19 protein-coding genes and 1 tRNA gene are annotated in these 25,139 nt (G+C 54.9%); 19 read left to right on the top strand and 1 reads right to left on the bottom strand.

Annotation, left to right across the window (positions count from 1 at the left end):
• From glnA to ML541_RS04785, 8 genes are all read left to right on the top strand, one after another.
• Window positions 1–1,413 carry a type I glutamate--ammonia ligase gene (gene glnA, locus ML541_RS04820; protein ID WP_243371304.1) on the top strand — a complete coding sequence of 471 codons (1,413 nt, stop codon included), beginning with the start codon at window positions 1–3 and terminating at the stop codon, window positions 1,411–1,413.
• A 129-nt stretch (window positions 1,414–1,542) separates the two neighbouring features.
• On the top strand, window positions 1,543–1,857 hold the full coding sequence (locus tag ML541_RS04815) for a pyrimidine/purine nucleoside phosphorylase (RefSeq protein ID WP_243371303.1): 315 nt from the start codon (window positions 1,543–1,545) through the stop codon (window positions 1,855–1,857).
• A gap of 15 nt (window positions 1,858–1,872) precedes the next feature.
• Window positions 1,873–2,814, top strand: a complete 942-nt coding sequence (gene gluQRS / locus ML541_RS04810; RefSeq protein ID WP_243371302.1) for a tRNA glutamyl-Q(34) synthetase GluQRS — start codon at window positions 1,873–1,875, stop codon at window positions 2,812–2,814.
• Between the two features lie 140 nt (window positions 2,815–2,954).
• Window positions 2,955–3,029: transfer RNA gene (locus tag ML541_RS04805), tRNA-Gly, on the top strand.
• A 207-nt stretch (window positions 3,030–3,236) separates the two neighbouring features.
• The gene (locus ML541_RS04800) at window positions 3,237–3,617 is read left to right on the top strand and encodes a hypothetical protein (RefSeq protein WP_243371301.1); all 381 of its coding nucleotides are present in this window, start codon (window positions 3,237–3,239) and stop codon (window positions 3,615–3,617) included.
• A gap of 266 nt (window positions 3,618–3,883) precedes the next feature.
• Window positions 3,884–5,515 carry a DUF748 domain-containing protein gene (locus ML541_RS04795; protein WP_243371300.1) on the top strand — a complete coding sequence of 544 codons (1,632 nt, stop codon included), beginning with the start codon at window positions 3,884–3,886 and terminating at the stop codon, window positions 5,513–5,515.
• A gap of 34 nt (window positions 5,516–5,549) precedes the next feature.
• Window positions 5,550–6,164 carry a response regulator transcription factor gene (locus ML541_RS04790; RefSeq protein ID WP_243371298.1) on the top strand — a complete coding sequence of 205 codons (615 nt, stop codon included), beginning with the start codon at window positions 5,550–5,552 and terminating at the stop codon, window positions 6,162–6,164.
• Between the two features lie 143 nt (window positions 6,165–6,307).
• Window positions 6,308–7,234 carry a YihY/virulence factor BrkB family protein gene (locus ML541_RS04785; protein ID WP_243371295.1) on the top strand — a complete coding sequence of 309 codons (927 nt, stop codon included), beginning with the start codon at window positions 6,308–6,310 and terminating at the stop codon, window positions 7,232–7,234.
• A 4-nt stretch (window positions 7,235–7,238) separates the two neighbouring features.
• Here the strand turns inward: ML541_RS04785 and yciA are convergent, their stop codons facing one another.
• On the bottom strand, window positions 7,239–7,649 hold the full coding sequence (gene yciA, locus ML541_RS04780) for an acyl-CoA thioester hydrolase YciA (RefSeq protein WP_243371293.1): 411 nt from the start codon (window positions 7,647–7,649) through the stop codon (window positions 7,239–7,241).
• Window positions 7,650–7,864: 215 nt separating this feature from the next.
• Between yciA and ML541_RS04775 the strand changes: the two genes are divergently transcribed.
• The 11 genes from ML541_RS04775 (at window position 7,865) to fabG (ending at window position 25,099) form a co-directional block, all read left to right on the top strand.
• Complete coding sequence (locus ML541_RS04775) at window positions 7,865–9,631, top strand: sigma 54-interacting transcriptional regulator (RefSeq protein ID WP_243371291.1); 1,767 nt, start codon at window positions 7,865–7,867, stop codon at window positions 9,629–9,631.
• A gap of 515 nt (window positions 9,632–10,146) precedes the next feature.
• Window positions 10,147–11,457: an acetyl-CoA hydrolase/transferase C-terminal domain-containing protein gene (locus ML541_RS04770; protein WP_243371290.1), complete on the top strand. Its 1,311-nt coding sequence runs from the start codon at window positions 10,147–10,149 to the stop codon at window positions 11,455–11,457.
• A gap of 190 nt (window positions 11,458–11,647) precedes the next feature.
• Entirely contained in the window at window positions 11,648–14,857 is a 3,210-nt protein-coding gene (locus ML541_RS04765) for a SpoIIE family protein phosphatase (protein WP_243371288.1), read from the top strand.
• 93 nt (window positions 14,858–14,950) lie between these two features.
• A complete protein-coding gene (gene recG, locus ML541_RS04760) occupies window positions 14,951–17,269 on the top strand; it encodes an ATP-dependent DNA helicase RecG (protein ID WP_243371286.1) in 2,319 nt (772 codons plus the stop codon).
• 157 nt (window positions 17,270–17,426) lie between these two features.
• Window positions 17,427–20,411, top strand: coding sequence for an L-glutamate gamma-semialdehyde dehydrogenase (gene pruA / locus ML541_RS04755; protein WP_243371284.1), 2,985 nt, complete (start codon window positions 17,427–17,429; stop codon window positions 20,409–20,411).
• Between the two features lie 177 nt (window positions 20,412–20,588).
• A complete protein-coding gene (locus ML541_RS04750) occupies window positions 20,589–21,122 on the top strand; it encodes a DUF177 domain-containing protein (RefSeq protein ID WP_243371282.1) in 534 nt (177 codons plus the stop codon).
• A 13-nt stretch (window positions 21,123–21,135) separates the two neighbouring features.
• On the top strand, window positions 21,136–21,318 hold the full coding sequence (gene rpmF, locus ML541_RS04745) for a 50S ribosomal protein L32 (protein WP_243371280.1): 183 nt from the start codon (window positions 21,136–21,138) through the stop codon (window positions 21,316–21,318).
• Window positions 21,319–21,369: 51 nt separating this feature from the next.
• Window positions 21,370–22,410 carry a phosphate acyltransferase PlsX gene (gene plsX, locus ML541_RS04740; RefSeq protein WP_243371278.1) on the top strand — a complete coding sequence of 347 codons (1,041 nt, stop codon included), beginning with the start codon at window positions 21,370–21,372 and terminating at the stop codon, window positions 22,408–22,410.
• 14 nt (window positions 22,411–22,424) lie between these two features.
• The gene (locus ML541_RS04735) at window positions 22,425–23,405 is read left to right on the top strand and encodes a beta-ketoacyl-ACP synthase III (protein WP_243371276.1); all 981 of its coding nucleotides are present in this window, start codon (window positions 22,425–22,427) and stop codon (window positions 23,403–23,405) included.
• Window positions 23,406–23,426: 21 nt separating this feature from the next.
• On the top strand, window positions 23,427–24,362 hold the full coding sequence (fabD, locus tag ML541_RS04730; protein ID WP_243371275.1) for an ACP S-malonyltransferase: 936 nt from the start codon (window positions 23,427–23,429) through the stop codon (window positions 24,360–24,362).
• Window positions 24,359–25,099, top strand: a complete 741-nt coding sequence (gene fabG / locus ML541_RS04725) for a 3-oxoacyl-[acyl-carrier-protein] reductase (protein ID WP_243371274.1) — start codon at window positions 24,359–24,361, stop codon at window positions 25,097–25,099. The genes fabD and fabG overlap by 4 nt, the downstream gene beginning before the upstream one ends.
• Window positions 25,100–25,139 lie beyond the last annotated feature (40 nt).

Here is a 25,139-nt window from a genome sequence, read left to right as displayed (position 1 = left end):
ATGACACCAAAACAGGTAGTAGAATTTGCCAAAGAAAACGGCGTACTGATGGTCGATTTCAAATTCATGGATTTTGTCGGTATTTGGCAGCACTTTACTGTGCCCATGAGTGAATTCGGTGAAGATACCTTTGAAGAAGGGCAGGGTTTCGACGGTTCTTCCATTCGTGGCTGGCAGCCGATCCATGCTTCCGATATGATCATCATTCCTGATCCGAACACTGCCAAATTGGATCCATTCTGCGCTATTCCGACCCTGAGTCTGATCTGCAACATTTTCGATCCGATCACCAAGGAAGACTACAGCCGTGACCCGCGTAACATCGCCCGCAAGGCAGAAGCCTACCTGAAATCCACCGGCCTTGCCGATACCGCTTATTTCGGGCCTGAAGCCGAATTCTTCATCTTCGACGACGTCCGTTATGACTCCAGTTCCAACCAGTCCTTCTATGTTGTTGACTCTGTGGAAGGTACCTGGAACAGCGGCCGTGAAGAATTCCCCAACTTGGGCTACAAGCCCCGCCACAAAGAAGGCTACTTCCCCGTTTCTCCGACCGACTCACAGAACGACCTGAGAAACGAGATGGTCATGGAGCTGCAGAAAGTCGGCATCCGCGTCGAGTGCCAGCACCACGAGGTCGCTACTGGCGGCCAGGCAGAGATAGACATGCGTTTCAACTCCCTGGTTGCAATGGCTGACGACCTGCAGTGGTTCAAATACGTCATCAAGAACGTGGCCAACAGGAACGGCAAAACCGTAACCTTCATGCCGAAGCCTCTCTATGGCGACAACGGCTCCGGTATGCACTGCCATATGTCCCTGTGGAAAGAAGGTACCAACCTCTTCGCCGGTGACGGCTACGGCGGTCTTTCCAAGATGGCTCTCTACTATATCGGTGGCATTATAAAGCACGCCCGCGCACTGTGCGCCTTCACCAACCCGACAACCAACTCCTACAAGCGTCTGGTTCCGGGCTTCGAGGCTCCGGTAAACATGGCTTATTCCAGCCGTAACCGCTCCGCTTCCCTGCGTATCCCCATGTTCTCGTCTAATCCCAAGGCGAAGCGCATCGAGTACCGTACGCCAGACCCTTCCTGCAACGGCTATATCGCTTTTGCCGCCTTGCTCATGGCGGGCCTCGACGGTGTCGAGAACAAGATCGATCCGGGGCAGCCGCTGGACAAGGATATCTACGGACTTTCTCCGGAAGAGCTGGCCGACATCCCTTCAGCTCCGGGGAGCCTGGAAGAAGCCCTCAACGCCCTCAAGGACGACCATGAGTTCCTCCTAAAAGGGGACGTCTTCACCCCCGATGTCATCGAGAAATGGATTGAGTACAAGACCGAAGCAGAGGTCAATCCGGTCCGCATGCGTCCGGTCCCCCTCGAATTCGCCCTTTACTTCGACATCTAAGATTTTCGCCGGAACAGCAGCAACGAAGGGCGGGAGAATTTTTCTTCCGCCCTTTTTTAATCCCTTGACAGTCCCGAATCTATCCTTTAACTATCACTGCTGTAGCAATCACAAATTCAGGAGTAAGCCATGTCAGAATTCAACAACGTCACCGTCGTAAAAGAGGCCAACATCTTCTTCAATGGCGGCGTTACCAGCCGCACCATCATCTTCCCGTCGGGGGAAAAGAAGACTCTCGGCATCATGATGCCGGGAGAGTATGAATTCAAAACGGCCGCTGCCGAACTCATGGAGATTCTCTCCGGAGACCTGGATGTGCAGATTGGCAATGCTCAGTCCTGGCAGCCGGTGAAAGGCGGTGAATCCTTCGAGGTGCCGGCAAATTCCAGCTTCAGAATGAAAGTGAAGACAGTTGCTGATTACTGCTGCTCGTTCCTTGCCTGACAAGGGGGCATTCCCATGGATTCCATCGGAATGACAGCCGGTGCCGCCGTCGGGCGTTTTGCCCCATCCCCCACCGGTCCGCTCCATCTGGGGTCTCTTGTGGCGGCACTGGGAAGCTACCTTTTTGCTAGGCATGCCTCGGGACGCTGGCTGCTGCGTATAGAAGACATCGACATGCCCCGGGTTGTTCCCGGTATTGCCGACGACATGCTGGCTACCCTGGAAATCCTCGGTTTCCAATGGGACGGGGAGGTACTCTATCAGAGCCGAAGGACTGAGATATACAATGATGCCTTGCAGGAACTGATCGACAAGGGGATGGCCTACCTGTGCGGCTGTACACGTTCTGAAATAGCTAAAATCGCGTCCGCGCCAGTTCCCGGCTCCGATGAAATTGTCTATCCCGGTCTTTGCCGCGACGGCATAGCACCAGGCAAAGTGGAGCGTGCCTATCGGGTAAAGGTTTACGATGAGGTCATTTCCTTTGCCGACGGCATAATGGGACGCTATAGCCAGGTACTGACCGCCTCCTGCGGCGATTTCGTCATCCGGCGTGCCGACGGCCCCTTCGCTTATCATCTGGCTGTTGTCGTTGATGATGCGGCAAGCGGTGTCAATCAGGTGGTGCGCGGTTCGGATCTGTTGACCTCGACCCCCAGACAGATCTACCTTCAGCGGCTCCTGGGCTATCCGCTTCCATCGTATGCTCATCTGCCCCTGGTAACCGGTCCTGACGGAGCAAAATTGAGCAAGCGGGACAATGCCGTTTCCCTTGCCGCAAACATCGATCTGCGCAAGGAAGGGGGCAGGCTCCTCTTGGCGGCCCTTCGTTTTCTCGGACAGGAACCTCCCGTATTTCTTGTTGGAGCTCCGCCGCAGGAAATCCTCGATTGGGGAGTACTCCATTTCAACCCAGAGAATATACCCCATGTTTCTTCACCGTTCCCAGCCGTATGACCTCCTCAATAGGCCTCAGGCAGGAATTTGCGGGATGGGTGTTATGCGCCGCTCCTGCTGGAGCCATTGAAAAAAAAGTAAATGGTAGAAAAAAGTGTTGACTCGGTCGGAACTGTTTGCTATAAGTAGGAACTCGTTGAGCGGGAATAACTCAGTGGTAGAGTGCAACCTTGCCAAGGTTGAAGTCGCGGGTTCGAACCCCGTTTCCCGCTCCATTTAAAAAACAACTACCGAGGGTAGTTATCAGATAGAGCCCCTGGCTTTGACCTAAACTTTAATAAAAGTGGCGGCAAAGACAGGGGCTTTTGCTTTTCTACTAGTTCAGGAAAAGTGAACAACTTTTCATGCTTGACAGGCAGTTGCTGTTATCACAATATTTGTCGTGGTACTGCCACGAAACCACATCGCCCAAAGGAGAATTCATGACTGATCCACGTGAACTTATCGCTGTTTTACTCGAACTTAATGCTACGGAAGAGCGCAGTGTGGCTAGCTTCACCCCGGGACTCGTCGGGATGTTCGGTTCCCTCGCCCTGATGAACCGCTTCCTGGCCGATATAGACGTCGCATTGGTCAAGGGCTCCATCTCCGCTCCGCTCAAGGCGCGGTCGAAAAACCTCACAAGGACATTCATTCCGCAAATGGCTGGGATCAATTCCATCACCGATCTGTCCAAGGTGGAAGTTTCCGCCGAAAAGCTCCGAACCGTTTGTTCCGATTCCCATGAATCGAGAGGCGAGGGGGTAAAAGCGATTCTTGCCGCGCTAATTTCCATCCTGGACTCAGCCTGCAACATCAATTGAACGCGTTCCCTGCAAGGAACCGGTCTCTCCTCAGGATTTCTCGCTTCTGATTCGGTGCATTTTGAACATTTAACTCGCCCCCAACATTTCAATCATCTTCGTGACGCGCTGTTTCCATAATATTTCCGGGACAGCGCGTTTTTTTTACTACCTTGATTTATAGCACGCCGCGATCTTACTTCTTAATGCTAATTGACTTTTTTTAATATACCGTTAGAGTAAAAAAGACCAGTTAGGCTACCGTTGCGGCATCATACGGAGACATTGTGGCTGAACAAAATATATCCGACCACCGACAAGAGCAACCATCGGAATATCCCCAGCGACAGGGCCGCAGGAAAACCCTGATCTGGCTTGCCGGGATACTTGTGTTCCTCGCTGCTGTCTTGTATGCGGTGTCTTTCTTCTTTGACGAGCCCATGCGGCGCTACACCGAGCAGACGGCAAACAAACACCTGAAAGGCTATTCCGTAAGGCTTGCCGGACTGCACGTGCAGTTCCTGGGAGGAATCGTGACGCTGGACGGGCTGCATATCCTCCAGGATGCTAACCCGGTGCCCCCCATTGCCCAATTTCCTAAGATCAAAGGCACCATAAGCTGGAGAGACCTTTTGCACGGGAGTGTCGTGGCAACCATCGATATGGACCGCCCCAAGATGCACATAGACCTGCAGCAGCTCAAGAGCGAAATGACCAGCGAGCGGAAGCTGAAGGACAAAGGATGGCAAGAGGCAATCGAAGCGGTCTCTCCTCTGAAAATCAACAATTTTACGGTCAGGGACGGCTCCATCACCTATGTGGACAAGACCGGCAAGCCATTGCATCTGTCCCGGCTCAACGTTACCGCTGGCAACATCCGCAATGTCCGGGTCAAAGAAAACGTCTACCCTTCGACTCTGCACATGGATACGGCCATCTTCGGCACGGGGAGGGGACAGTTCGACGGCAATGCCAACTTCCTTTCGAAACCGGTACCGGGCATCAAGGGGACTTTTAAGCTGGAGAATATTCCGCTGGATTATTTCAAGCCGGTGGCTGCTCACATCAACCTTTCCGTGCGCAACGGTGTTCTTTCCCTCAAGGGCAATGCGGAATACTCTCCTTCCATTGCCAAAGTCCATGTGGAGGACCTGCTCTTCCGTGGTCTGGAGATGGACTATGTCCATTCGGCAGCCACGGCGAAAGCGGAGAAGAAACGGGCCGGGAAGGTGGGGAAGGCGGCGGGAAAGGTGAGCAACAAGCCGCAGATACAGCTTCGCATCGACCGGATGAGGCTTTCGGGGAGCAACATCGGCGTCATCAATAAAGATGCGAATCCGGCTTACCGCGTCTTTCTTGCCGATACGGATTTTTCCATGACCAATCTGACCAACCACTTCATCGAAGGTCCGGCCAAGGCCGAGCTTTCCGGAAAATTCATGGGCAGCGGCATTACCAAGGCTTCGGCAGAGTTCAGACCTGAGAAAAAGGGGCCCGATCTGGACCTGCTGGTGAAGATCGAGAACACCAGGCTCAAGGACATGAACGACCTATTCAGGGCTTATGGCAATTTCGACGTCTCGGCCGGATTTTTCCTATTCTATTCAGAACTTCATGTGCGCAACGACAAGGTCTCGGGGTACCTGAAACCTTTATTCAAGGATATAAAGGTGTACGACAAGCGGAAAGACAAGGAGAAGACGGTTTTTCACAAGCTGTACGAGATGCTTATCGGTGGGGTGGCCAAACTCCTGGAAAACCCGCCGCGGAGAGAGGTGGCAACGGTAGTCGATATTTCCGGACCGGTAAAAAAGCCGCAGATGAGCACATGGCAGGTACTGGTGGAGTTGGTGACGAATGCTTTTTTCAAAGCTATCCTGCCGGGGTTCGAGAGGGAGGTAACCTCTGGGAATCGCTGAGCATGTTGGCGAAGCGTACTGACTGGACGTGGACATGGATATTCCATCTGCAGGTAAAACGAGAATCTTGATAAATCTGGGCAGCTTTCTTCTGGGAAGAGCGCTGCAGGGGATCATTGGCACCAATCCCTCTTTCGAGACATTCGTCGCCACTGACAGCAGATCGAGCTCCCTGTTCGATCCCCATCATATTGTAGTGGACGTCTTTGCCTTGGCGAAAGAACCCCAGTCCCAATGGCCGAACGCCAGGATGATCCTAATCGATACCGGGCTGCCTGAGGATGAGCTCATATCTCTCCTGCTGCACCACAAGTTTTATGGAGTCGTCTCGACCGATACCCCCCCTGAAATGTTCTCCAAGGTGCTCCATACGGTCAACAGCGGACAAATCTGGATCGACAACGATAAAATCAAGGCCCTGCTCCACAACCAGCAGTTCCATCAGAAACCGGCCGGCCGTGCAAATCTCAGCAAGAAAGAACAGGATATCGTGGCCTTTATCGCCCAAGGGCTGAAAAACCGGGAGATTGCACAAAAGCTCTGCATCAGCGAGCAGACGGTAAAGACGCATATCAGCCGCATCTTCAAGAAGGTCGATGTCTCCTGTCGTTCCCAGCTGGTCCCCCTGGCCCTCAAACTGCGTATCTGAACGGTGATCCCGACGCCTTCCATCCCATATGCTCCACCGGTAGTAATCCCTTTGACACGGTAATTAATGCACCTAAGGTTGATTGTTGCCGCCTCTTTTAAAATTATACTGTAACCATGTCTGTCTCAGCTCAGGGGGCGCCTATGTTTTCATTCCGCCGTTATTTCAAACTGGGCGATATCAGTTACAAGGAGCTGGGAAAAAGGGTCTACAGACAGGTGATTGACCATGGCTGCGCTACTTATGCTGCAGCCATGGCCTACTACCTGCTCTTTGCCCTGTTCCCGTTTTTTCTTTTTCTGACCACGTTGATCGGATACCTGCCCATTCCGGGATTACTGGATTTCATTCTCGGCACCATGCAGCGATTTCTTCCGGGAGAGGCTTTCAGTCTGGTTCAGGACAACGTGAAGTCCCTTTTCGGCAACAAACAGGGGGGGCTCTTGTCGCTGGGGGTCGTTCTGGCCCTCTGGACTTCCTCCAATGCTGTTACTTCCATAATGGAAATTATGGATCGACTGTACCAGGTGAAAGAGGGACGCCCCTTCTGGAAGGTGCGGCTGACGGCAATTGCATTGGTTGCGGTTCTGTCGGTCCTCTTTATACTGTCGCTAGTACTGCTGATGTTCGGCCCGAAGCTCGGCTCTCTCATCGCCGGCATTTCCGATCTTGGACACGTTTTCGAGATTCTCTGGAATGTCCTCATCGTGCCGGTGACCCTTTTCATGCTGATGTTGGCACTGGCCATCATCTATTACTTCACACCCGATGTGGAGCAACAGTGGAAATGGATCTCTCCGGGGGCAGTGATAGCCATTCCCATCCTGATCGTCGCTTCCCTGGCATTTTCCTTTTACGTCAACAACTTCGGTTCCTACAACAAGACCTACGGCAGCATCGGTGCCGTTATCATCTTGCTGTTCTGGCTGTATATCAGCGGGTTCATCATCCTTGCGGGAGCGGAAATAAATTCGGTCGTGGAGCATTCGTCGGAGGAGGGGAAAGAACCGGGCGAAAAGGTGGAGGGGGAGCGTGCCGGCAATTCGATGCCGGGAAGAGACAAGGGCTGAATGATCAGCCCCTGGGTATCGGCCGTTTTTGTCCTTCATCATCAACAGCCACGTACGTGAATGATGCCTCGGTAACCATGAACAACGGGTGTTCCTTCCCGTTACACATGGCGCGCAGCACCGGTTTTACCCATACTTCCAGCCTGATGGTCACCGAGGTATTGCCTGTCTTGACTGCTTTACCGTAACAACAGACCACATCACCGACCTTGACAGGCTTGATGAACTTCATGGCGTCGACAGCGATGGTAACACAGCGCCCGCCGGTTATTTCTATGGCCATCATGCCGCCGGCAATGTCCATCTGCGACATGATCCAACCACCAAAGATATCGCCGTTGGCGTTGGTGTCGCCCGGCATGGGCGATGTTCTCAGAAGCAGCTCGCCATCAGGTTGTGCATTGTCACTTGGCATGTTCCCTCCACATGTTTAAATTTCGTGTCATAAAAGGCCAATCAAATATAACGCAATTTTTTCAGTTTCCTCGCCCGGTCCATAAAAATTTAGCAGATTGAAATAATACATCGTTTGTACTATAAATAACGGGACACCTCCTTGTCCAGCTATTTGGTTCAGGAGTTGAAGCGAACGTTGTTTTGGAAATAGGGTTTATGGATAAGGATACCAAAATGAACGGATGTAACCCTGAGAGCGGCAGTTCCGGGGTCATCAGGCTCGATACCGACCTCTGCATCATCTATCTGGACCAAGCGGCAGCAGCCATGCTGGAGCTACCTTCTTCCAGCCCCGTTGGTAAAAAAATCGACGAGGTTGCCGATCTGGCAAATCTCGGCAATCTGATGCACGGGGGGATCAGTTTCAGCGATCAGGTCATCCTGGTCGGCAAGCGGCGCATTGCCTGCGATTTCGTGCCGATCATGGAAAACGATCTGATGGTCGGCGGTGTTTTGTCACTGCTCAGGTTGATCCCGGACAATGGCAGCGATACCGACGATTCTCTCAAGGAAATCCTTCGCTCAACCAGCGCCTTCATGAACTTCGATTATGACGGCATTATTGTCGTCGACCGCAAAGGCATTGTCGTCATGGTCAACCAGTCCTTTGCCAATCTGTTGGATACCACACCACAGGCGATGATCGGCAGGCATGTGGATCGGGCCTACCGGAACTCCCAGCCTTCTCATCTGCCCGCGGTCATGGAATCAGGCAAGCCCGACCTGGGAATCATCCATTACTTCAACGGCAAACAGGTCTACGCAAACCGTTTCCCCCTGATCAAGGACGGCAGGGTTATCGGTTGCGTCGGCAAGATCCTCTTCATGGATATTCGGGAAATTCCCCTCATTGCCCGGCAGTTGCAGGCCGAGCCGGAAAGTCAGGTTCACCATCCCGCTGTGAACAGGAAGGAGATCTTTTTCAAGTACAAGTATGACAGTAACAGCATCGTCGGTCAGAGCAGGAAGATTCAGGACCTGAAAGAAACCCTGCTCCGAGTTGCCCAGAAACACTCCAACGTGCTGCTTCGGGGGGAAAGCGGCACCGGCAAGGAACTCTTTGCCCATGCCATTCATGCTGCCAGCGCCCGTCATTATTCGCCTTTCGTTAAGGTGAACTGTGCAGCCATTCCCGAACACCTCCTGGAATCGGAACTTTTCGGTTACGCGGAGGGGGCATTTACCGGGGCAAAAAAAGGGGGGCAGATCGGCAAATTCGAACAGGCCCACACCGGCACCATATTTCTCGATGAAATAGGGGATATGCCCCTCTACATGCAGGTGAAAATCCTGCGGGTGCTGCAGGAAAAAGAACTTACCAACCTGGGAAGCACGAAGCAGAAAACGGTTGATGTGCGTGTTGTTGCAGCTACCAACCGCAATCTCGAACAGATGGTCAAGGAGGGGAAATTCAGGGAGGACCTCTATTACCGGCTCAATGTGGTTAACCTAACCATTCCGGCCTTGCGTGAGCGGAAAGAGGATGTTTATTCCCTGACGATGAATTTCATCGAGCAGTTCAATGTGGAGTTCGGCTTGTCTGTGAAGGACCTGGACAGTGATGCCTGGCAAATCTTCAAGAGTTATGATTGGCCGGGCAATATACGTGAATTGCGCAATGTCGTAGAAAGCGCCTTTAATGTTGTCAGCGGCCCGCTGATCACCAGTGCCCACTTGCCGGAACAGCTTACCCAGTTATGCCCGGGCACCAACGTTGATTTCGTGGGGATCGAAGATTTCATCCTTGCCAGTCTGGGGAAGAAAGATATTAGTCAGATAATGGATCAGTTCGAAAACCTGCTTCTTCGGAAGGCTGTCGAGTTCTGCCATGGCAACAAACAGCAAGCGTCGAAGCTCTTGGGTATTTCCCGGCAGGGCCTATACAAAAAGTTGAGTAGGCAATTGGGCGGAGGAAGCGATATGGACACCTCCGAAATGTGAAAGTATGCCGTCCCACCTGCCCGTACATTATGCACGGGCAAATTCCCACATTACTAAACAATGTTTTAACGAATAATCTAATTTCTACCTATCTCGTTCAAGCTCTCCTTCTTTCGCCCTATATCAGTAAACATGGTCTATTTATACCACTGTAAACAAACGTTGACAGTGACTCCAAAGCTGTAAATCAACAGTCAAGCCGCAGTAGACAACGGATTGAGCGCAGATTTATGTTCATGTGCGAGGGTTGTGTAAACACTTGGTGACAGTGCTCGTCCAGGCTTATAGCTCTGACATTGTTGGGCGATAAAAAAATAATTGCGCAATATCAGGATGTTGAGGTATGGATGTGGGTGCTGCATTACATGAAAACAGTGTTTGGTATTCGAGTTGCTATAGAGAAAGCAGACAATCAGATAGGGATGTGCGTGAAGTGAAGATTTGATGAGAGCAAACCGGAGTTTTATCAAAAAACTAACTATTCTATAGAAAAGACATCACAGGAGGCTTCGAACATGAATTTGGCACTTACACAGCGCAGCTTTGAAAAAGAATATCAGGAGAAACTCTGTTCTGCTCAAGAAGCAGCGGCCATTATCAAGTCGGGTGATCATCTCTGTTTTCCTCTGGGGGTGGGTGAACCCACCCTGCTGGTAAGGGCGTTGGCAGCTCGCAAGCGCGAACTGGAAGGGGTCGTCGTCAATCAGCAGCACCATATTTGCCCCGACTATTTCACGGAAGATTCCGTCCCCCACATCAAGGTTAATGCCTGGTTCACAAGTCACGTATCCCGTGAGGCGGTGCAGAAGGGGTGGGCTGATTTCGTCCCCAATCACTTCAGTGAGGTTCCCCGGCTTCTGCGGGAATACTGGCCGGTGGACGTGGCGGGGACCGTTGTCTCCCCCATGGACGAGCATGGTTTCTTCACCTGCAGCCTGTCTGTGGGCTACACGATGGAAGCGGTGAAAAAGGCGAAGAAGGTCGTGGTACAGGTGAATCCGCAGGCACCGCGGACCCATGGCAACTGCCATATCCACATTTCGGAAGTGCATCACATTATCGAGTGCGACGAGCCGCTCATGGAACTGGACATTCCGCCCATTTCTGCGGTTGAGGAAGCGATAGGGGGTTACTTGGCCGAAATGATCGATGACGGCTCCACACTGCAGATGGGTTGGGGAGGGATCCCCAATGCGGTCTGCAAGGCGCTTCTCAGGAAAAAGGACCTGGGCATCCATACCGAGCTCATTTCCAACGGCATAGTTGATCTGATGCTTGCCGGGGCAGTCAACAATTCCCGCAAGCCCATCAATCGTGGCAAAAGCCTTGGAACCTTCGCCCTGGGGACGAAGAAGGTTTTCGAATTCATGAACGAGAACCCCATGATCGAAATGCACCCAGTAGATTATGTGAACGATCCTTATGTCATCGGCCAGATCGACAACATGGTCTCAATCAATGCCACCATCCAGGTGGACCTCCTGGGGCAGTGTTGTTCCGAGTCCTTCGGCCACCTGCAATGGAGCGGAACCGGCGGTCAGGCCGACTTTGCCCGGGGCGCCAACCGCTCGCGCGGTGGAAAAGGCTTCATCTGCACCGCTTCGACGGCTAAAAACGGCACCGTATCCTGCATTGTCCCCACATTGACCCCCGGTTCATCGACTACAACCAGTAAGAACGACGTGGACCATGTGGTGACCGAATTCGGCGTGGCAAAGCTCAGGGGCCAGACCGCCAAACAGCGCGCCATGAACCTCATCAACATTGCCCATCCTGACTTCCGGGGTGAACTGATGGAGGCCGCCCGAAGGATGAACCGCATTTAGAATTTACCCGATTCCTCGCTTCGCTTACCTCTCCCATTGTTATGCCCCCTTGAACAAAGGGGGTTTTTTTGTAGCTGTTTTCTCCCCAGGCTTAGCGCATTCTCCCCGGTTTGTGTCAAAATAGTCGACAGCGTTTCCGACACGGTTATAATTAAGCTATTTCACATCAGTAATCAGGGACAGGAATTCCATGCTCTCGGTCGGAACCGTTTCCACCATCACCCTCGTCTACCTCGGCTCGCTGTTCGCCGTGGCCTATTACGCCGACAAGAAGCGTGACAGTGGAGAGAGCATCATTGCCAATTCCTGGGTCTATTCCATGTCCATGGCGGTGCATTACACTTCCTGGACCATATACGGGACTGTGGGACTTTCGGCTACCAACGGCATTTCCTTTTTTTCACTCTATCTGGGTAACACCCTGATGGCGTTCAGCTGGTGGTTTCTCCTGCGCAAGATGGTGCGTATCAGCAAGGAGCAGCACATCACCAGCATCGCCGATTTCATCTCCAGCCGCTACGGCAAATCAGCTCTTTTGGGAAGCATCGTCACCCTTTTCAGCATCGTTATCATCATTCCCTTCATTGCCCTGCAACTGAAGGCCATCGCCTATACCTTCGACATTCTCACGGTCTCCCGCGGGGGGGAGCGCCTGAGAGAGGTGGCGCCGGTGCTTCCGGAATTCATCGATACTGCCTTTATCGCCGCCATCTTTCTCGGCATGTTCGGTATTCTTTTCGGGGCACGGCACCTGGATGCATCGGAGCGGCACGAGGGGATGGTGGCCGCCGTTGCCCTCCAGTCGGTCGTCAAGCTCATCGCCTTTATTGCCGTGGGAATCTTCGTCACCTATGGTCTTTTCAACGGGTTCAGCGATATCTTCAGCCGGTTCACCGCCAGCTTTCCAGAACGGCAACAGCTTTTTCTCCTGGGAACGAGCCAGGCACCCTATGCCACCTGGTTCACGCTCCTCTTTTCCACCACGGCATGGGTGATGTTCCAACCCCGCCAGTTCCATGTCATGGTCATCGAGAACTCCGATGAAGAGCACATCAAGGATGCCATGTGGCTTTTCCCAGCCTACACCTTTCTCATAACCCTGTTCGTCCTTCCCATAGCCCTGGGCGCAGTCATGATCAACGGCGGCAATACGGCCCTCGCCGATTTTTTCGTTCTCACCATACCGCTTCAGACGGGACACCCCTGGCTGGCCATGCTGCTGTTCATCGGCGGTTTTTCCGCCGGGGCCGGAATGGTCATGGTGGAGGCGGTGGTCCTTTCCACCATGATCCTCAATCATCTGATCGTACCGCTCATTATCCACCTGGGCATCGGCGGCTCCGACATCTCGGGCATTCTCATCAACCTGAAGAGGCTGGGCATTCTCGGCGTCGTCTTCCTCGGCTATCTCTATTACCGGTTCATCGGCGAGTCTTACACCCTGATCAACATCGGCATCATTTCGCTGATAGCCGCCACCCAGTTCGTTCCAGCCATTATCGGTGGCCTGTACTGGAAAAGGTCCAGCCGTCCGGGTGCCATCATTGGCCTTATCCTTGGTTTTTTCATCTGGTTCCACACCCTGATTGTCCCCATGCTGGCGAAAGCGGGCTGGCTGGACTCACGGGTACTGCAGGAGGGTCCGTTCGGCCTCTCTTTCCTGCACCCGCTCAAGCTGTTCGGCATGAGCGAATTGGAGATGCTGCCCCATTCCCTGTTCTGGAGCATGCTCTTTAACGTGGGGACCTTCATCACTCTTTCTCTGTTGACGGAGCCTTCGGAAAGTGTGGCTGAGCAAGCGGTGAAGTTTGTGGATGTTTTCGAGGAGCGCGAGGAGCCGATCCGGCGCAAGAGGATGAGCCGGGCACCTGTCATCGTGGAATTCGTTGAGCTCATGGCCAAATTTATCGGCGAAAAACAGGCCCACGCGGCCATAGCCCAGTACCTGGGGGACAAGGAAATCGACGAGCGGGGGAGCCTTTCCGAGTATGAACTTCCCGTGTTGAAACGGTACACTGAGAAGGTATTGGCCGGATCGGTGGGTGCTGCATCGGCAGGGATCATTGTAGAAAGTTATATGGCGGCACGGGGCAGCCAGCTTGAAGATGTTTTCGATATCTTCGGCACGGTGACCCTGAGCCGTACGGCCAGCCGGGAGCAATTGGGTCTCCTGTACGAGGCGGCGCGGGTTGTGGCGAGCAAGGCGGACTTGCAGGTCATCCTGGATAACATCCTCGATCACATCCAGCAGCAGTTCAAGTTCGATGCTTGTGTCGTCCGCATTCTGAATGAAGAAAAGGGACGCCTTGTCCTCTTGAGCCAGAAGGGGATGAGCATGAAGCATCTGGAGGAATCGGACCGGGAGCTGAACATGGAAACCTATGCGGGGGCAGCCTTTCTCAACAACTATCCGGAGGTGGTCAACGATGCGGACGTCATGAGCAGGCCGCTTTCAGCCAGCATTATCCGTCGGGAAGGCATCAAATCCTTTGCCCATGTTCCCATCACCATCGAAGGACAGCCGGTGGGGGTGCTCTCTGCTTTTTCCAAATCAATGAAAGGCATTTTCACGGAGGAGTTCATCCAGCTGTTCGCCAGCCTGGCGGGGCAACTGGGAATCGCCCTGCGCAATGCCCGGCAGGCGGAAAAGCTCATTCAGGCAAAGGAACATGAAAAGGAAATGCAAATCGCCAGAAGCATTCAACTGGGACTGCTTCCGGCAGATCCTCCCCGGATGGATGGGATAGCGCTGGCAGGAATATGTGTCCCAGCCCGGGAAGTGGGGGGAGATTACTTCGACTATTTCCCCACCGGCAGTGACGCAGTTGACCTGATCATCGCCGACGTTTCCGGGCATAATGTCGGGGCGGCGCTGATCATGACGGAGGTCCGCACCTTCATTCATGCGGAAGCGACCACTATCCGCAGCCCCCGGGACATCATGAACGCTCTCAACGAGTTCCTTTACGAGGACCTGACCCGTGCCGAGCTTTTCATCACCATGTTTTACCTGAATTACGATGCAGGCCTGCGAAAGCTTTCCTTTGCCAATGCCGGCCATAACCGGCCGGTCGTGTGGCGGGCCGCGTCGGGGGAATGCGAGTATCTCGATGCAGACGGGCTGATCCTTGGCATAAAGCGGAAGGTTGCCTTCGAACAGAAACAGTTGCTGTTGCAGCCGGGAGATGTACTGCTGCTTTATACGGACGGGATCGTCGAGACGGCGAACAATGTCGGGGAATTTTTCGGTGAAGACCGGCTCTGCAGGCTTCTCCGGGAATATCGTCACCTTTCCCCCCAGCAGATCATCGACAGCCTGCTCAGACAGGTCAGGGCCTTCGCCGGGAACCATGCTTTTGTGGATGACGTTTCCCTCATGGTCATGCGGGTGGAGGGATGAGGCGTGCAAGCCGGAAGCGCCAGATTTGGGTTGACAACACTCCATCATAATCCCTATAACTCCTGCTAATTTATTCTTTGCTCCAGGTCGTCTATGCCCATTGTAAAATTGCAGGATACCACTGCCTTGCCCTTGCCCGATGCCGTGCGGGAGGCCCTTGCCCTGAAGGCGGGGGATTCGGTTTCCATGGAGGTCGGTGATGACGGCGTGCTGATGGTGCGGCGGATGGACCTTTCCGGGCCGGCGATCGGCAGTGACCCGGCAACCACACCGCTGCAGCAGTCAATTCACCGCAAAAATCTTGCGACACCCATGGGGGCCATAAAAGGGGTAGGCCCCAAGCTGGCGGAACAGCTGGCAAAGAAGGGCATCTCCGTTATTGAAGATGCGCTCTTTCTGCTTCCCCATCGCTACGAGGACCGGCGGAGTTTGAGCAAGGTGGGGCGACTTCGCACGGGGTTTCATGAGGTTTTTCACGCCGAAGTTTTCTCCTGCGAGGCCAAGACCACCAAGGGAGGGAAGCATTTTCTCGAGGTGATGGTCGGCGACGAGACCGGTACGGTGATGCTCAAGTGGTTTCGCTTCAATCCGGTTTTCATGAGGAAGACCTTGCGCGTGGGGCGGAATGGAGTCTTTACGGGCGAGGTGGTTCAGTACGGCTTTCAGAAGGAGATCCACCATCCCGAGGTGGAGTGGCTGGACGAAGGGACCGACCTGGCGGCATTGACGGCAAAAGACCCCCTGAATTTCGGCCGCATCCTGCCCGTATATCCCCTCACGGAAGGGCTCCACCAGAAGACGTTGCGCAAGGTGATGAAGGAGGTTGTGGACCGTTTTTCAGCGGACGTGGAAAACCACCTCCCCGGGGGAGTCATGGAGCGGCACCACCTGCTGCCCCAGGACGAAGCGCTGCGTGAAGCACATTTCCCCGGGCACGATGCCGACCTGGCCCGGCTGAATGCCGGAGCCACCGTTGCCCATAAGACCCTGGCCTTCGACGAGCTCTTCTTTCTGGAGCTGGGACTGGCCCTGAAACGGCGCGGTGTTGCCTTGGAAGAGGGAATCCCATTCCAGGTGAGCCACAGGTACACCCGGGAACTGCTGAAGCTGCTTCCTTTTCAGCTGACCAATGCCCAGCGCCGGGTTCTTTCCGAGATCAAGAACGACCTGATGCTTCCCCATCCCATGCACCGGTTGGTTCAGGGAGATGTGGGGTGCGGCAAGACGCTGGTGGCGCTCATGGCTGCCCTGGTGGCGGTGGAAAACGATTACCAGGTGGCGATCATGGCGCCGACGGAGATCCTTGCCGAGCAGCATTTCCTCACCATTCACCGCTGGTGTGATGCACTGGGGATACGGGTGGCCCTTTTGACCTCTGGCATGAAGGGAAAGGCGAAAACAGCGGTTCTCGAAGAGGTCGCCGCCGGCACAGCGCAGATCGTCATCGGCACCCACGCGGTCATTCAGGAAAAGGTGGAGTTCAACCGGCTCGGCCTTGGGATCATCGACGAGCAACACCGTTTCGGCGTGCTGCAGCGCGGCATCCTCAAGAGGAAGGGACTCAACCCCCACATCCTGGTCATGACGGCGACACCCATTCCCCGCACCCTGGCCATGACCGTCTTCGGCGATCTTTCCCTATCGGTCATAGACGAATTGCCCCCGGGCCGGACGCCGGTTGAAACCCGCATCGCCTTCGAGTCCCGGCGGTCGCAGGTTTACGGCATCATCCGCGACGAGGTGAAAAATGGTCGGCAGGCGTACATCATCTATCCACTGGTGGAAGAGTCGGAAAAATCCGAGCTGAAGGCGGCTTCACAGATGGCCGAACACCTGGCCGGAGATGTCTTTCCGGAGCTCAGGGTAGGGCTCCTTCACGGGAGAATGAAGCCGGAGGAGAAGGAAGCGGTCATGGGCGCCTTCAAGGCCGGAGAAACGGACATCCTGGTTGCCACGACGGTTATCGAGGTCGGCATCGACGTGCCCAATGCCACGGTCATGGTTATCGAGCATGCGGAACGTTTCGGTCTTTCCCAGCTGCACCAGTTGCGGGGCAGGGTAGGGCGCGGGAGCGAAAAATCACGCTGCATACTACTTTCCTCCGGGCATCTTTCGGAAGACGGTGAAAAACGGCTGCGGGTGATGGAATCTACAAATGACGGTTTCCGCATTGCAGAGACGGACCTGGAGATCCGCGGCCCCGGGGATTTCCTCGGTACCCGCCAGGCAGGCCTGCCCGACTTCCGGGTGGCCAACATTCTCCGCGATGGTCGCATCCTGGAAGCGGCTCGGGAGGATGCCTTCGCCGTGGTCGAAAAGGACCCGGGCCTGGTTTCCTCCGAAAACTTCGGGTTACGCCAGGAACTGGCCCGTCGCTGGGGCGGCCGGCTGGAACTTGCCGCCATTGCCTGAGTCTCACTTTTTTGCACTTTTTATAACTGCTCCTTTCTTTGAAAAGACCTGCCACATCCTGCTCCCTTAATTTTCATTCCGGTCCAATTGATTAATCATCGATCCTTATTAAAATGTAGCTGAGAAGTGACCGATTCGCGGATTTGCAGGGGGGCATATGACCGAAAGTGCGCTGAACGGTAGGATCGTCTCCTGTGGGAAAGAGATGTTTGCCCGCATCCAGGGAGAAACCCCCTCCTTTTTCAACAGGGGAAGATGGTTGGGCAAGCTCATGGCCTGGAGCATGCAGGACGAAGCATTCAAAACCGCGCTCTTCCGTTTCGTCGATGTCTTTCCCGCCCTCACCTCAGATAGCATGGTAGCCGGCCACCTGGAAGAATACTTCGACCCGGCCACCCAGCCCCCGGCCCTGGCTCTGCTCCGCCAGGCCGCCGGTTTCTTCGGCCCTTTCGGCACCCTTATCCAGCGTAAGGCTGTAGCAACGGCCATCCGCAAAATGGCCCAGCAGTTTATCATCGGTGAGAATGCCACGGAGGCCCTGCGCAACATGGAGCGTCTGCGCCATCAGGGTTTCGCTGCCGTCGTCGATGTGCTGGGGGAGGCAACCCTTTCGGAAAAGGAGGCCGACGTCTACGTGGAGCAGTATCTGCAGCTGCTTGACGCCATGGATCGCGCCAGGGGGGGCTGGAAGCCTCTAGGCACCGCGTCAGATTCTGCCGGGCTCGACTGGGGGCATGCGCCGCAAATCAATGTATCCGTTAAGGCAACGGCCCTTTACTGCCTGGCGAGCCCGCTGGACTTCGAGGGGAGCGTCGAGGGGATTCTTAGCCGGTTGCGCCTCATCTGCCGCCGGGTCAAGGAGTTAAACGGCTTCCTCTGTCTGGACATGGAGACTTACCGTTTCAAGGAGATCGTCCTTGAGGTCTACCGTCGCCTCAAGCTGGAGAATCCCGATTATCCCCACCTGGGGGTCGTCCTTCAGGCCTATCTGAAGGACACGGACCGCGATCTGGAAAACCTCATCACCTGGGCCAGGGAAAACTGTCTTGGTATTTCCATCCGGTTTGTCAAAGGGGCCTACTGGGATTACGAGATGATCAGGACGCAGCAGAGCGGCCTTTTGGAGCCGGTTTGGGCGATCAAGGCGGAAACAGACGCCGCTTTCGAGCGCCATGCCCGACGCATCCTGGAAAATAGCGACGTCTGTCATTTTGCCTGTGCTTCCCACAATATCCGTTCCATTTCCACCGTCATAGAACTGGCCGATGAGCTTTCCGTTCCCGACCATCGCTATGAATTCCAGGTCCTTTATGGCATGGCCGAGCCTGTACGCAAGGCCATCCTCAGCCGTACGGGGCGCTTGCGCCTCTACTGCCCCTACGGACCGATGATTCCGGGAATGGGGTATCTGGTTCGCCGCCTTCTGGAGAACACCTCCAATGTTTCTTTCTTGCGGCAGACCTTTGTAGATGCTGCCGGAGCCGAGAAACTCCTTGAAGACCCGGTCCATATCCTGGAACGAGAACGACTTGCCGCCCCATCGGGGACAACGGCAAAGTCTTCGCGAAAAGGGGCGTATTTCTGCAACGAACCGGTCATCGATTTCACCCAGGAAGAACAGCGCCGGGCCTTTCGCGAGCGTCTGGAAGCGGCACGCAGGCAACTTGGTGCAAAATACCTGCTGCACGTCAATGGAAAGGAACTGGAAACGGAGGACTTGGTAGCCTCGGTCAATCCGGCAGATCCTGCCCAGGTGGTGGGGTGGGTCTGCCAGGCGGGAACCGCTGAAGTGTCTTTGGCGATCGATGCTGCCCGGCAGGCCTTTCGTATGTGGCGGGACGTTTCCGCGGAAAAGAGGGCGAGATATCTCATCGAGGCGGCCGTGGTCGTCCGCCGCCGCATCTATGAGCTTGCCGCCCTGCAGGTACTGGAGATCGGCAAACAGTGGGACCAGGCCTATGCCGATGTGACCGAGGCCATCGATTTTCTCGAATATTATGCACTGGAAATGGTCCGCCTTGGCAAGCCTCAGCCGATGGGAAAGGTCCCCGGGGAATCCAACTGCTACTTTTACGAGCCGAAGGGGGTTGCCGCCGTCATCGCCCCTTGGAACTTCCCGCTGGCCATTAGCATGGGCATGGTTTCTGCCGCCATCGTCACCGGCAACTGCGTTGTCTACAAACCTTCAGGGCTTACGCCGGTCATCGGCCGGCAACTGGTGGAGATATTCAGGGAAGCGGGGCTCCCAGCCGGCGTCTTTAACTACATTCCCGGACGAAGCGGGGTCATGGGGGATAACTTGGTAGATCATCCCCAGGTCAGCCTCATTGCGTTCACCGGATCGCTGGAGGTCGGGAAGCGGATCATGGAACGTGCCGCAAGGGTGCAGCCTGGCCAGGAAATGATCAAGAAGGTGGTTTGCGAAATGGGGGGGAAAAACGCCATCATTATCGACGACGATGCCGATCTGGACGAGGCGGTTCCCCATGTCTTCAACTCCGCTTTCGGCTTTCAGGGACAGAAGTGCTCCGCCTGCTCGCGGGTCATTGTCCTCGATGGGATATATGATAAATTTGTCGCGCGTCTGGTAGCCCTCGCCGAAGCTGTTTCCGTGGGGCCGGTGGAGAATCCCGCCTATCTTGTCGGTGCGGTAGCCGAAGAAAGCGCCCGGCAGCGTATCCTGGAATATACGGCATTGGGTACGAAGGAGGGGCGGCTTCTTTATCAGGGGCAGGCGCCCGAGGGGGGCTACTTCGTGCCGTTGACCATTATCGGCGAGATCCGTCCCGAGCATCGCCTTGCTCAGGAGGAAGTCTTCGGGCCGCTGCTGGCCGTAATGCGGGTGCGGGATTTCGATGAGGCCCTCGACTGGGCAAATTCGACCCGCTATGCATTGACCGGCGGGGTATTCAGCCGCAGTCCCGGGCATCTTGCCCTGGCCGCAAAGCGCTTCCGTGTCGGCAACCTCTATCTCAATCGCAACTGCACCGGTGCGCTGGTGGGCCGGCAACCCTTCGGCGGCTTCAAGATGTCCGGTGGCGGCACGAAGGCGGGAGGACCGGATTACCTGCTCCATTTCATGGACCCGCGGGTGGTAACGGAGAACACCATGCGCCGGGGTTTTGCTCCCTCCGGTGAATGAGAGGTCGCCGCACTCCAAAAAGTTAACCATCCACGCCTATTTATTGTTGCAAATAATCTGCGAATAGTTTAATAGATTGACCCTTGGCAGTGGGTGGGGATCGGCAGTTTTACCTTGACAAATGCTGATCCGTCTATATACTGGGTAGCTTTGAATGCTGCGCCCATTGGTGATATTTTGAAAGTTCGCATTGCCGACTTAAAAGATAAAACACTGCACCTGGAAGCCGAAGAGCCGATCGGCGACTATCCCGATCTGATCGCCATGGCTGAATCGGGGGAGTGCGAATTCCTGGCCCCCCTCAGACTTGACTTTACCGTGGCCAGGGAATTCGACCATATCAGGGCGGCCGGCAGGGTGGAAACGCTGGTGAAGGTCCCCTGTGCCCGTTGTCTTACCAATTTCCAAGTGACGATCGATTCTTCCTTCACGGTTTTTTATACCAAATCGGTCGAGCCCCTCGATGAAGAGGTGGAATTGGCCGAAGAGGACCTGATCTCAAAATCCTACGAAGGGGAAGAGATAGATTTTGCGCCCGAGGTGGCGGAACAGGTCATCTTGGAGATACCCTTCAAACCCCTTTGCAGAGAAGATTGCAAGGGGCTCTGCAGCAATTGCGGCGCCAATCTCAACGATACCGCCTGCAGTTGCGACAGGAGCGAAGGAAGCTTTAAATTCAATGCGTTGAAAGGTCTGAAGATAGACAAGTAAAGGAGATAATATTATGGCAGTACCTAAGAAAAAGACATCCAAGTCGCGCAAGAACATGAGAAGGGCCCATGACTTCCTTACCGCTCCGACGGTTTCCACTTGCCCTCAGTGCAAATCCCCCAAGCTTCCCCACAGAGTTTGTCCCTCCTGCGGCACCTACAAAGGGAAAGAAGTAATTAAGGCCGAAGAGCTTTAAATTGCCACACCCCGACGTTCTTTTTCAAAAGAACAGCTGTCTAGAGGTCATATGAGAGTTGCAGTAGATGCAATGGGGGGCGATAATGCGCCTGGTGTCGAGGTAGAAGGCGCCGTCGCAGCCGCCAGGGAATTCGGTATCGCCATTACGCTGGTAGGCGATACGGAAAAAGTAAACCGGGAACTTGCAAAGCACGATTGTAAAGGTCTGGATATAACCGTCAGGCATGCCAGTGAAGTGGTGGGCATGCACGATTCTGCCTCCGATGCCGTCAGAAAAAAGAAGGATTCTTCCATCAGGGTCGCCTTCGAACTGGTGAAGAATGAAGAGGCTGTAGCCGTTGTCAGTGCCGGTAACTCGGGCGCCACCATGGCTGCAGGAATGTTCATTCTGAAGCGGATCAAAGGCATCGACCGGCCGGCCATTGCCCAGATATTCCCAACTCTCCGTGGAAAAACCCTTGTGCTGGACGTAGGCGGCAATGTCGATTGCAAGCCCCTCAACCTTGTCCAGTTCGCCATCATGGGAGAGGTTTATGCCCGCTCCGTCATGGATGTGGAAAGCCCGAAGATAGGCATTCTCTCCAACGGCGAAGAGGACAGCAAGGGGAATGACCTGACCCGCGAGTCGAGCGCGCTTCTGAAAAGCACCTCTCTCGATTACTTCGGGTACGTGGAGGGGCGCGATATCTTCAATGGCATGGTGGATGTGGTCGTCTGCGACGGCTTTGTCGGCAACGTGGTACTCAAGCTCTCCGAGGGGCTGGCAGAGGCGGTCAGCACCATGCTGAAAGAAGAAATCAAGCAGAGCCTGCTGTACAAGGTCGGCTACCTCCTTTCCCGGCGGGCTTTCATCAATTTTAAAAAAAAGGTGGACTACACCGAGTATGGCGGTGCTCCACTGCTTGGGATCGATGGCGTCGGCATGATCTGCCATGGCGGTTCCAATGCCAAGGCCATAAAAAACGCCATCCGCTTTGCCCACGAATATGCCCGCAAGGGCGTCAATCAACGCATGGTCGAAAAGCTCCAGGAAAACTATCCTCTTTACATGCAGCAGCTGGAAACTCTCAAGGCTCAAGCGGCTGGGTAGGAAGGTTGTAAATCATGATTCGTACCAGGATCACCGGGACTGGCTCAGCCCATCCCGAAAAGGTGTTGACAAACTTCGACCTGGAAAAGATGGTCGATACCAGTGATGAATGGATTACCACCAGGACGGGAATCAAGGAGCGCCGGATAGCCGTCGAGGGGGAATATACCTCCACCTTCGCCACCAGGGCAGCTGAGAGAGCGTTGGCCATGGCGGGGGTGACTGCTGAAGAACTTGACCTCATCATTGTCGGCACGGTCAGCCCCGATTTCCCATTTCCTTCCACAGCCTGTCTCGTCCAGAGCAACATCAAGGCGGTCAATGCCGCCGCATTCGATGTTTCCGCCGCCTGCTCCGGCTTTATCTACGGTTTATCCATTGCAGACCGGTTCATCAGGACCGGCACCGCTAAAAAGGCGCTCGTCATCGGCGCCGAGGTGCTGTCGCGCATTGTTGACTGGACCGACCGCAATACCTGCCTGCTGTTCGGCGATGGGGCCGGAGCTGCCATTGTCGAAGCCCGCGAAGGGGAGAACGGCATCCTCTCCACCCATATTCGCAGTGACGGCTCCTATTGGGAGCTTCTCTATCAGCCCGGTTGCGGCAGCAGAAATCCGGCCACCCAGAAAACCCTCGATGATAAGCTGATGTTTCTCAGGATGCACGGCAACGAAGTGTTCAAGCTGGCGGTCAGGGCAATGGAGGATGTGGCACGGCAGGCCCTTGCAGCAAACGCCCTCAACACCGAAGATATCGACCTTTTCATACCCCACCAGGCCAACCGGCGCATTATCGATGCCATCGGCAAGAGGCTCGGCGTTCCCGAGGAAAAGGTTTTCATCAATCTGGAGCGCTACGGCAATACCTCTGCCGCCTCCATTCCCATTGCCCTTGATGAAGCCAATCGTGCCGGACGCATAAAAGAAGGGGACGTGGTCCTTTTCGACGCCTTCGGTGGCGGTTTGACCTGGGGCTCCGCGCTGCTTCGCTGGTAATACAGAGAAAGGAATGTTTTCATGAGCAAGAAAGCCTTTATCTTCCCCGGCCAGGGATCGCAATTCGCCGGCATGGGCAAAGACCTTGCTGCAAATTTCAAAAAAGCCGCTCTCGTCTTCGAAGAGGCCGATGATGCCTTGAATTTCAAGCTTTCACGGCTCTGTTTCGAAGGACCTGAAGAAGATCTGAAGCTGACTGCCAATACCCAGCCCGCCATTCTCACTACGAGCATCGCGGCATTGAAGGTCCTCGAAGAAGAAACCTCCCTTAAGGCGGACTTCATGGCAGGGCATTCCTTGGGAGAGTATTCAGCCCTGGTTGCCGCCGGTGCCATCGGCTTTGCGGATGCGGTCCGCACTGTCCGCGCTCGTGGTACGTTCATGCAGGAGGCTGTTCCCGTCGGCGTAGGCTCCATGGCGGCGATTCTCGGCGTAGAACCCGATGTTCTCGCGGAAATCTGTGCCGAAGCAGCACAGGGAGAGGTGGTGGCCCCGGCCAACTTCAATTCTCCCGGGCAGATTGTCATCGCCGGCAATACCGGCGCCATCAACCGAGCCATCGAGATTGCCAAGGCCAGAGGATTCAGAAAGGCCATGCTGCTTCCCGTCAGTGCACCATTCCACTGCGCACTCATGTTACCTGCCGGTGAACGCCTTGCAGGAGAACTGGAGCCCATTGCCGTATCTCCCCTGACCGTTCCCGTTGTGACCAATGTTGAAGCCACCCCTAACAGCGACTCCTCACGGGTAAAGGATCTCCTGGTGAAGCAGGTGAGCGCTCCCGTCAGGTGGGACGCTTCCATTGGGGTAATGATTGCCGCCGGCGTCGATACCTTCATTGAAGTCGGTCCCGGCAAGGTACTGGCTGGTCTGGTGAAGCGGATTGACAAGACGGTTGCCACATGGAACGTGCAGGATCAGGAGAGCCTTAAGGCCCTGATACAGGAGGGATTATGAGTCTGAACGGCAGAGTGGCCGTCGTTACCGGCGCCTCGCGTGGCATTGGCAAGGCCATTGCTTTGAAGCTGGCTGCCGATGGTGCCGATCTTGTTGTTACCGCCACATCGTCAGAGGCCGCCCAGGCCACCGCTGATGAAATCGTTGCCGCCGGGGGCAAAGCCCTGGCGCTCAAGGTGGATGTTGCAATAACGTCCGAAGTTGAGGCTCTTTTTGCTGCAGCGGTGAAAGAATACGGCAAGGTGGATATCCTCATCAACAATGCCGGTATAACCCGCGACGGCTTGCTGCTGCGCATGAAAGACGAAGACTGGGATGCGGTGCTCGACATCAATCTCAAGGGCTCCTTCAACTGTACCCGCGAAGCGGCCAAATTCATGACCAAAGCCCGCTACGGCAGGATCGTCAATATCAGCTCTGTGGTGGGGGAGATGGGCAATGCCGGTCAGGTCAACTACTGTGCCAGCAAGGCGGGGTTGTTTGGCCTGACGAAGGCTACCGCCCGCGAACTTGCCAAGCGCAACATCACCGTCAACGCCGTGGCTCCCGGCTTCATCGAAACCGACATGACCGGGGTTCTTTCGGAGAAGGTCAGGGAAAGCCTGCTGCAGCAGGTTCCGCTTGAGCGCCTGGGTCGCCCCGAGGACATAGCCGCTGCGGTTTCTTTCCTTGTTTCTCCCGGTGCCGGCTACATTACCGGGCATATTCTGTCGGTGAACGGCGGCATGCATATGTAGCAGGCCTTGCGGACCTGTTGCAACTGTTTTTCCAATCGTA

Source organism: Geotalea sp. SG265 (assembly GCF_022808985.1).
In the GTDB taxonomy this organism is placed as follows: Bacteria; Desulfobacterota; Desulfuromonadia; order Geobacterales; family Geobacteraceae; genus Geotalea.
This window is presented reverse-complemented; position numbering and strand designations above follow the sequence as displayed.

What these genes read in the sequence shown, in the direction of transcription:
- rpmF (WP_243371280.1), top strand. Translation starts at nt 21,136, where the DNA reads ATGGCAGTACCTAAGAAAAAGACATCCAAGTCGCGCAAGAACATGAGA.
- ML541_RS04800 (WP_243371301.1), top strand. Translation starts at nt 3,237, where the DNA reads ATGACTGATCCACGTGAACTTATCGCTGTTTTACTCGAACTTAATGCT.
- ML541_RS04815 (WP_243371303.1), top strand. Translation starts at nt 1,543, where the DNA reads ATGTCAGAATTCAACAACGTCACCGTCGTAAAAGAGGCCAACATCTTC.
- gluQRS (WP_243371302.1), top strand. Translation starts at nt 1,873, where the DNA reads ATGGATTCCATCGGAATGACAGCCGGTGCCGCCGTCGGGCGTTTTGCC.
- glnA (WP_243371304.1), top strand. Translation starts at nt 1, where the DNA reads ATGACACCAAAACAGGTAGTAGAATTTGCCAAAGAAAACGGCGTACTG.
- recG (WP_243371286.1), top strand. Translation starts at nt 14,951, where the DNA reads ATGCCCATTGTAAAATTGCAGGATACCACTGCCTTGCCCTTGCCCGAT.
- ML541_RS04775 (WP_243371291.1), top strand. Translation starts at nt 7,865, where the DNA reads ATGAACGGATGTAACCCTGAGAGCGGCAGTTCCGGGGTCATCAGGCTC.
- fabD (WP_243371275.1), top strand. Translation starts at nt 23,427, where the DNA reads ATGAGCAAGAAAGCCTTTATCTTCCCCGGCCAGGGATCGCAATTCGCC.
- pruA (WP_243371284.1), top strand. Translation starts at nt 17,427, where the DNA reads ATGACCGAAAGTGCGCTGAACGGTAGGATCGTCTCCTGTGGGAAAGAG.
- plsX (WP_243371278.1), top strand. Translation starts at nt 21,370, where the DNA reads ATGAGAGTTGCAGTAGATGCAATGGGGGGCGATAATGCGCCTGGTGTC.
- ML541_RS04785 (WP_243371295.1), top strand. Translation starts at nt 6,308, where the DNA reads ATGTTTTCATTCCGCCGTTATTTCAAACTGGGCGATATCAGTTACAAG.
- fabG (WP_243371274.1), top strand. Translation starts at nt 24,359, where the DNA reads ATGAGTCTGAACGGCAGAGTGGCCGTCGTTACCGGCGCCTCGCGTGGC.
- yciA (WP_243371293.1), bottom strand. Translation starts at nt 7,649, where the DNA reads ATGCCAAGTGACAATGCACAACCTGATGGCGAGCTGCTTCTGAGAACA.
- ML541_RS04770 (WP_243371290.1), top strand. Translation starts at nt 10,147, where the DNA reads ATGAATTTGGCACTTACACAGCGCAGCTTTGAAAAAGAATATCAGGAG.
- ML541_RS04735 (WP_243371276.1), top strand. Translation starts at nt 22,425, where the DNA reads ATGATTCGTACCAGGATCACCGGGACTGGCTCAGCCCATCCCGAAAAG.
- ML541_RS04790 (WP_243371298.1), top strand. Translation starts at nt 5,550, where the DNA reads ATGGATATTCCATCTGCAGGTAAAACGAGAATCTTGATAAATCTGGGC.
- ML541_RS04765 (WP_243371288.1), top strand. Translation starts at nt 11,648, where the DNA reads ATGCTCTCGGTCGGAACCGTTTCCACCATCACCCTCGTCTACCTCGGC.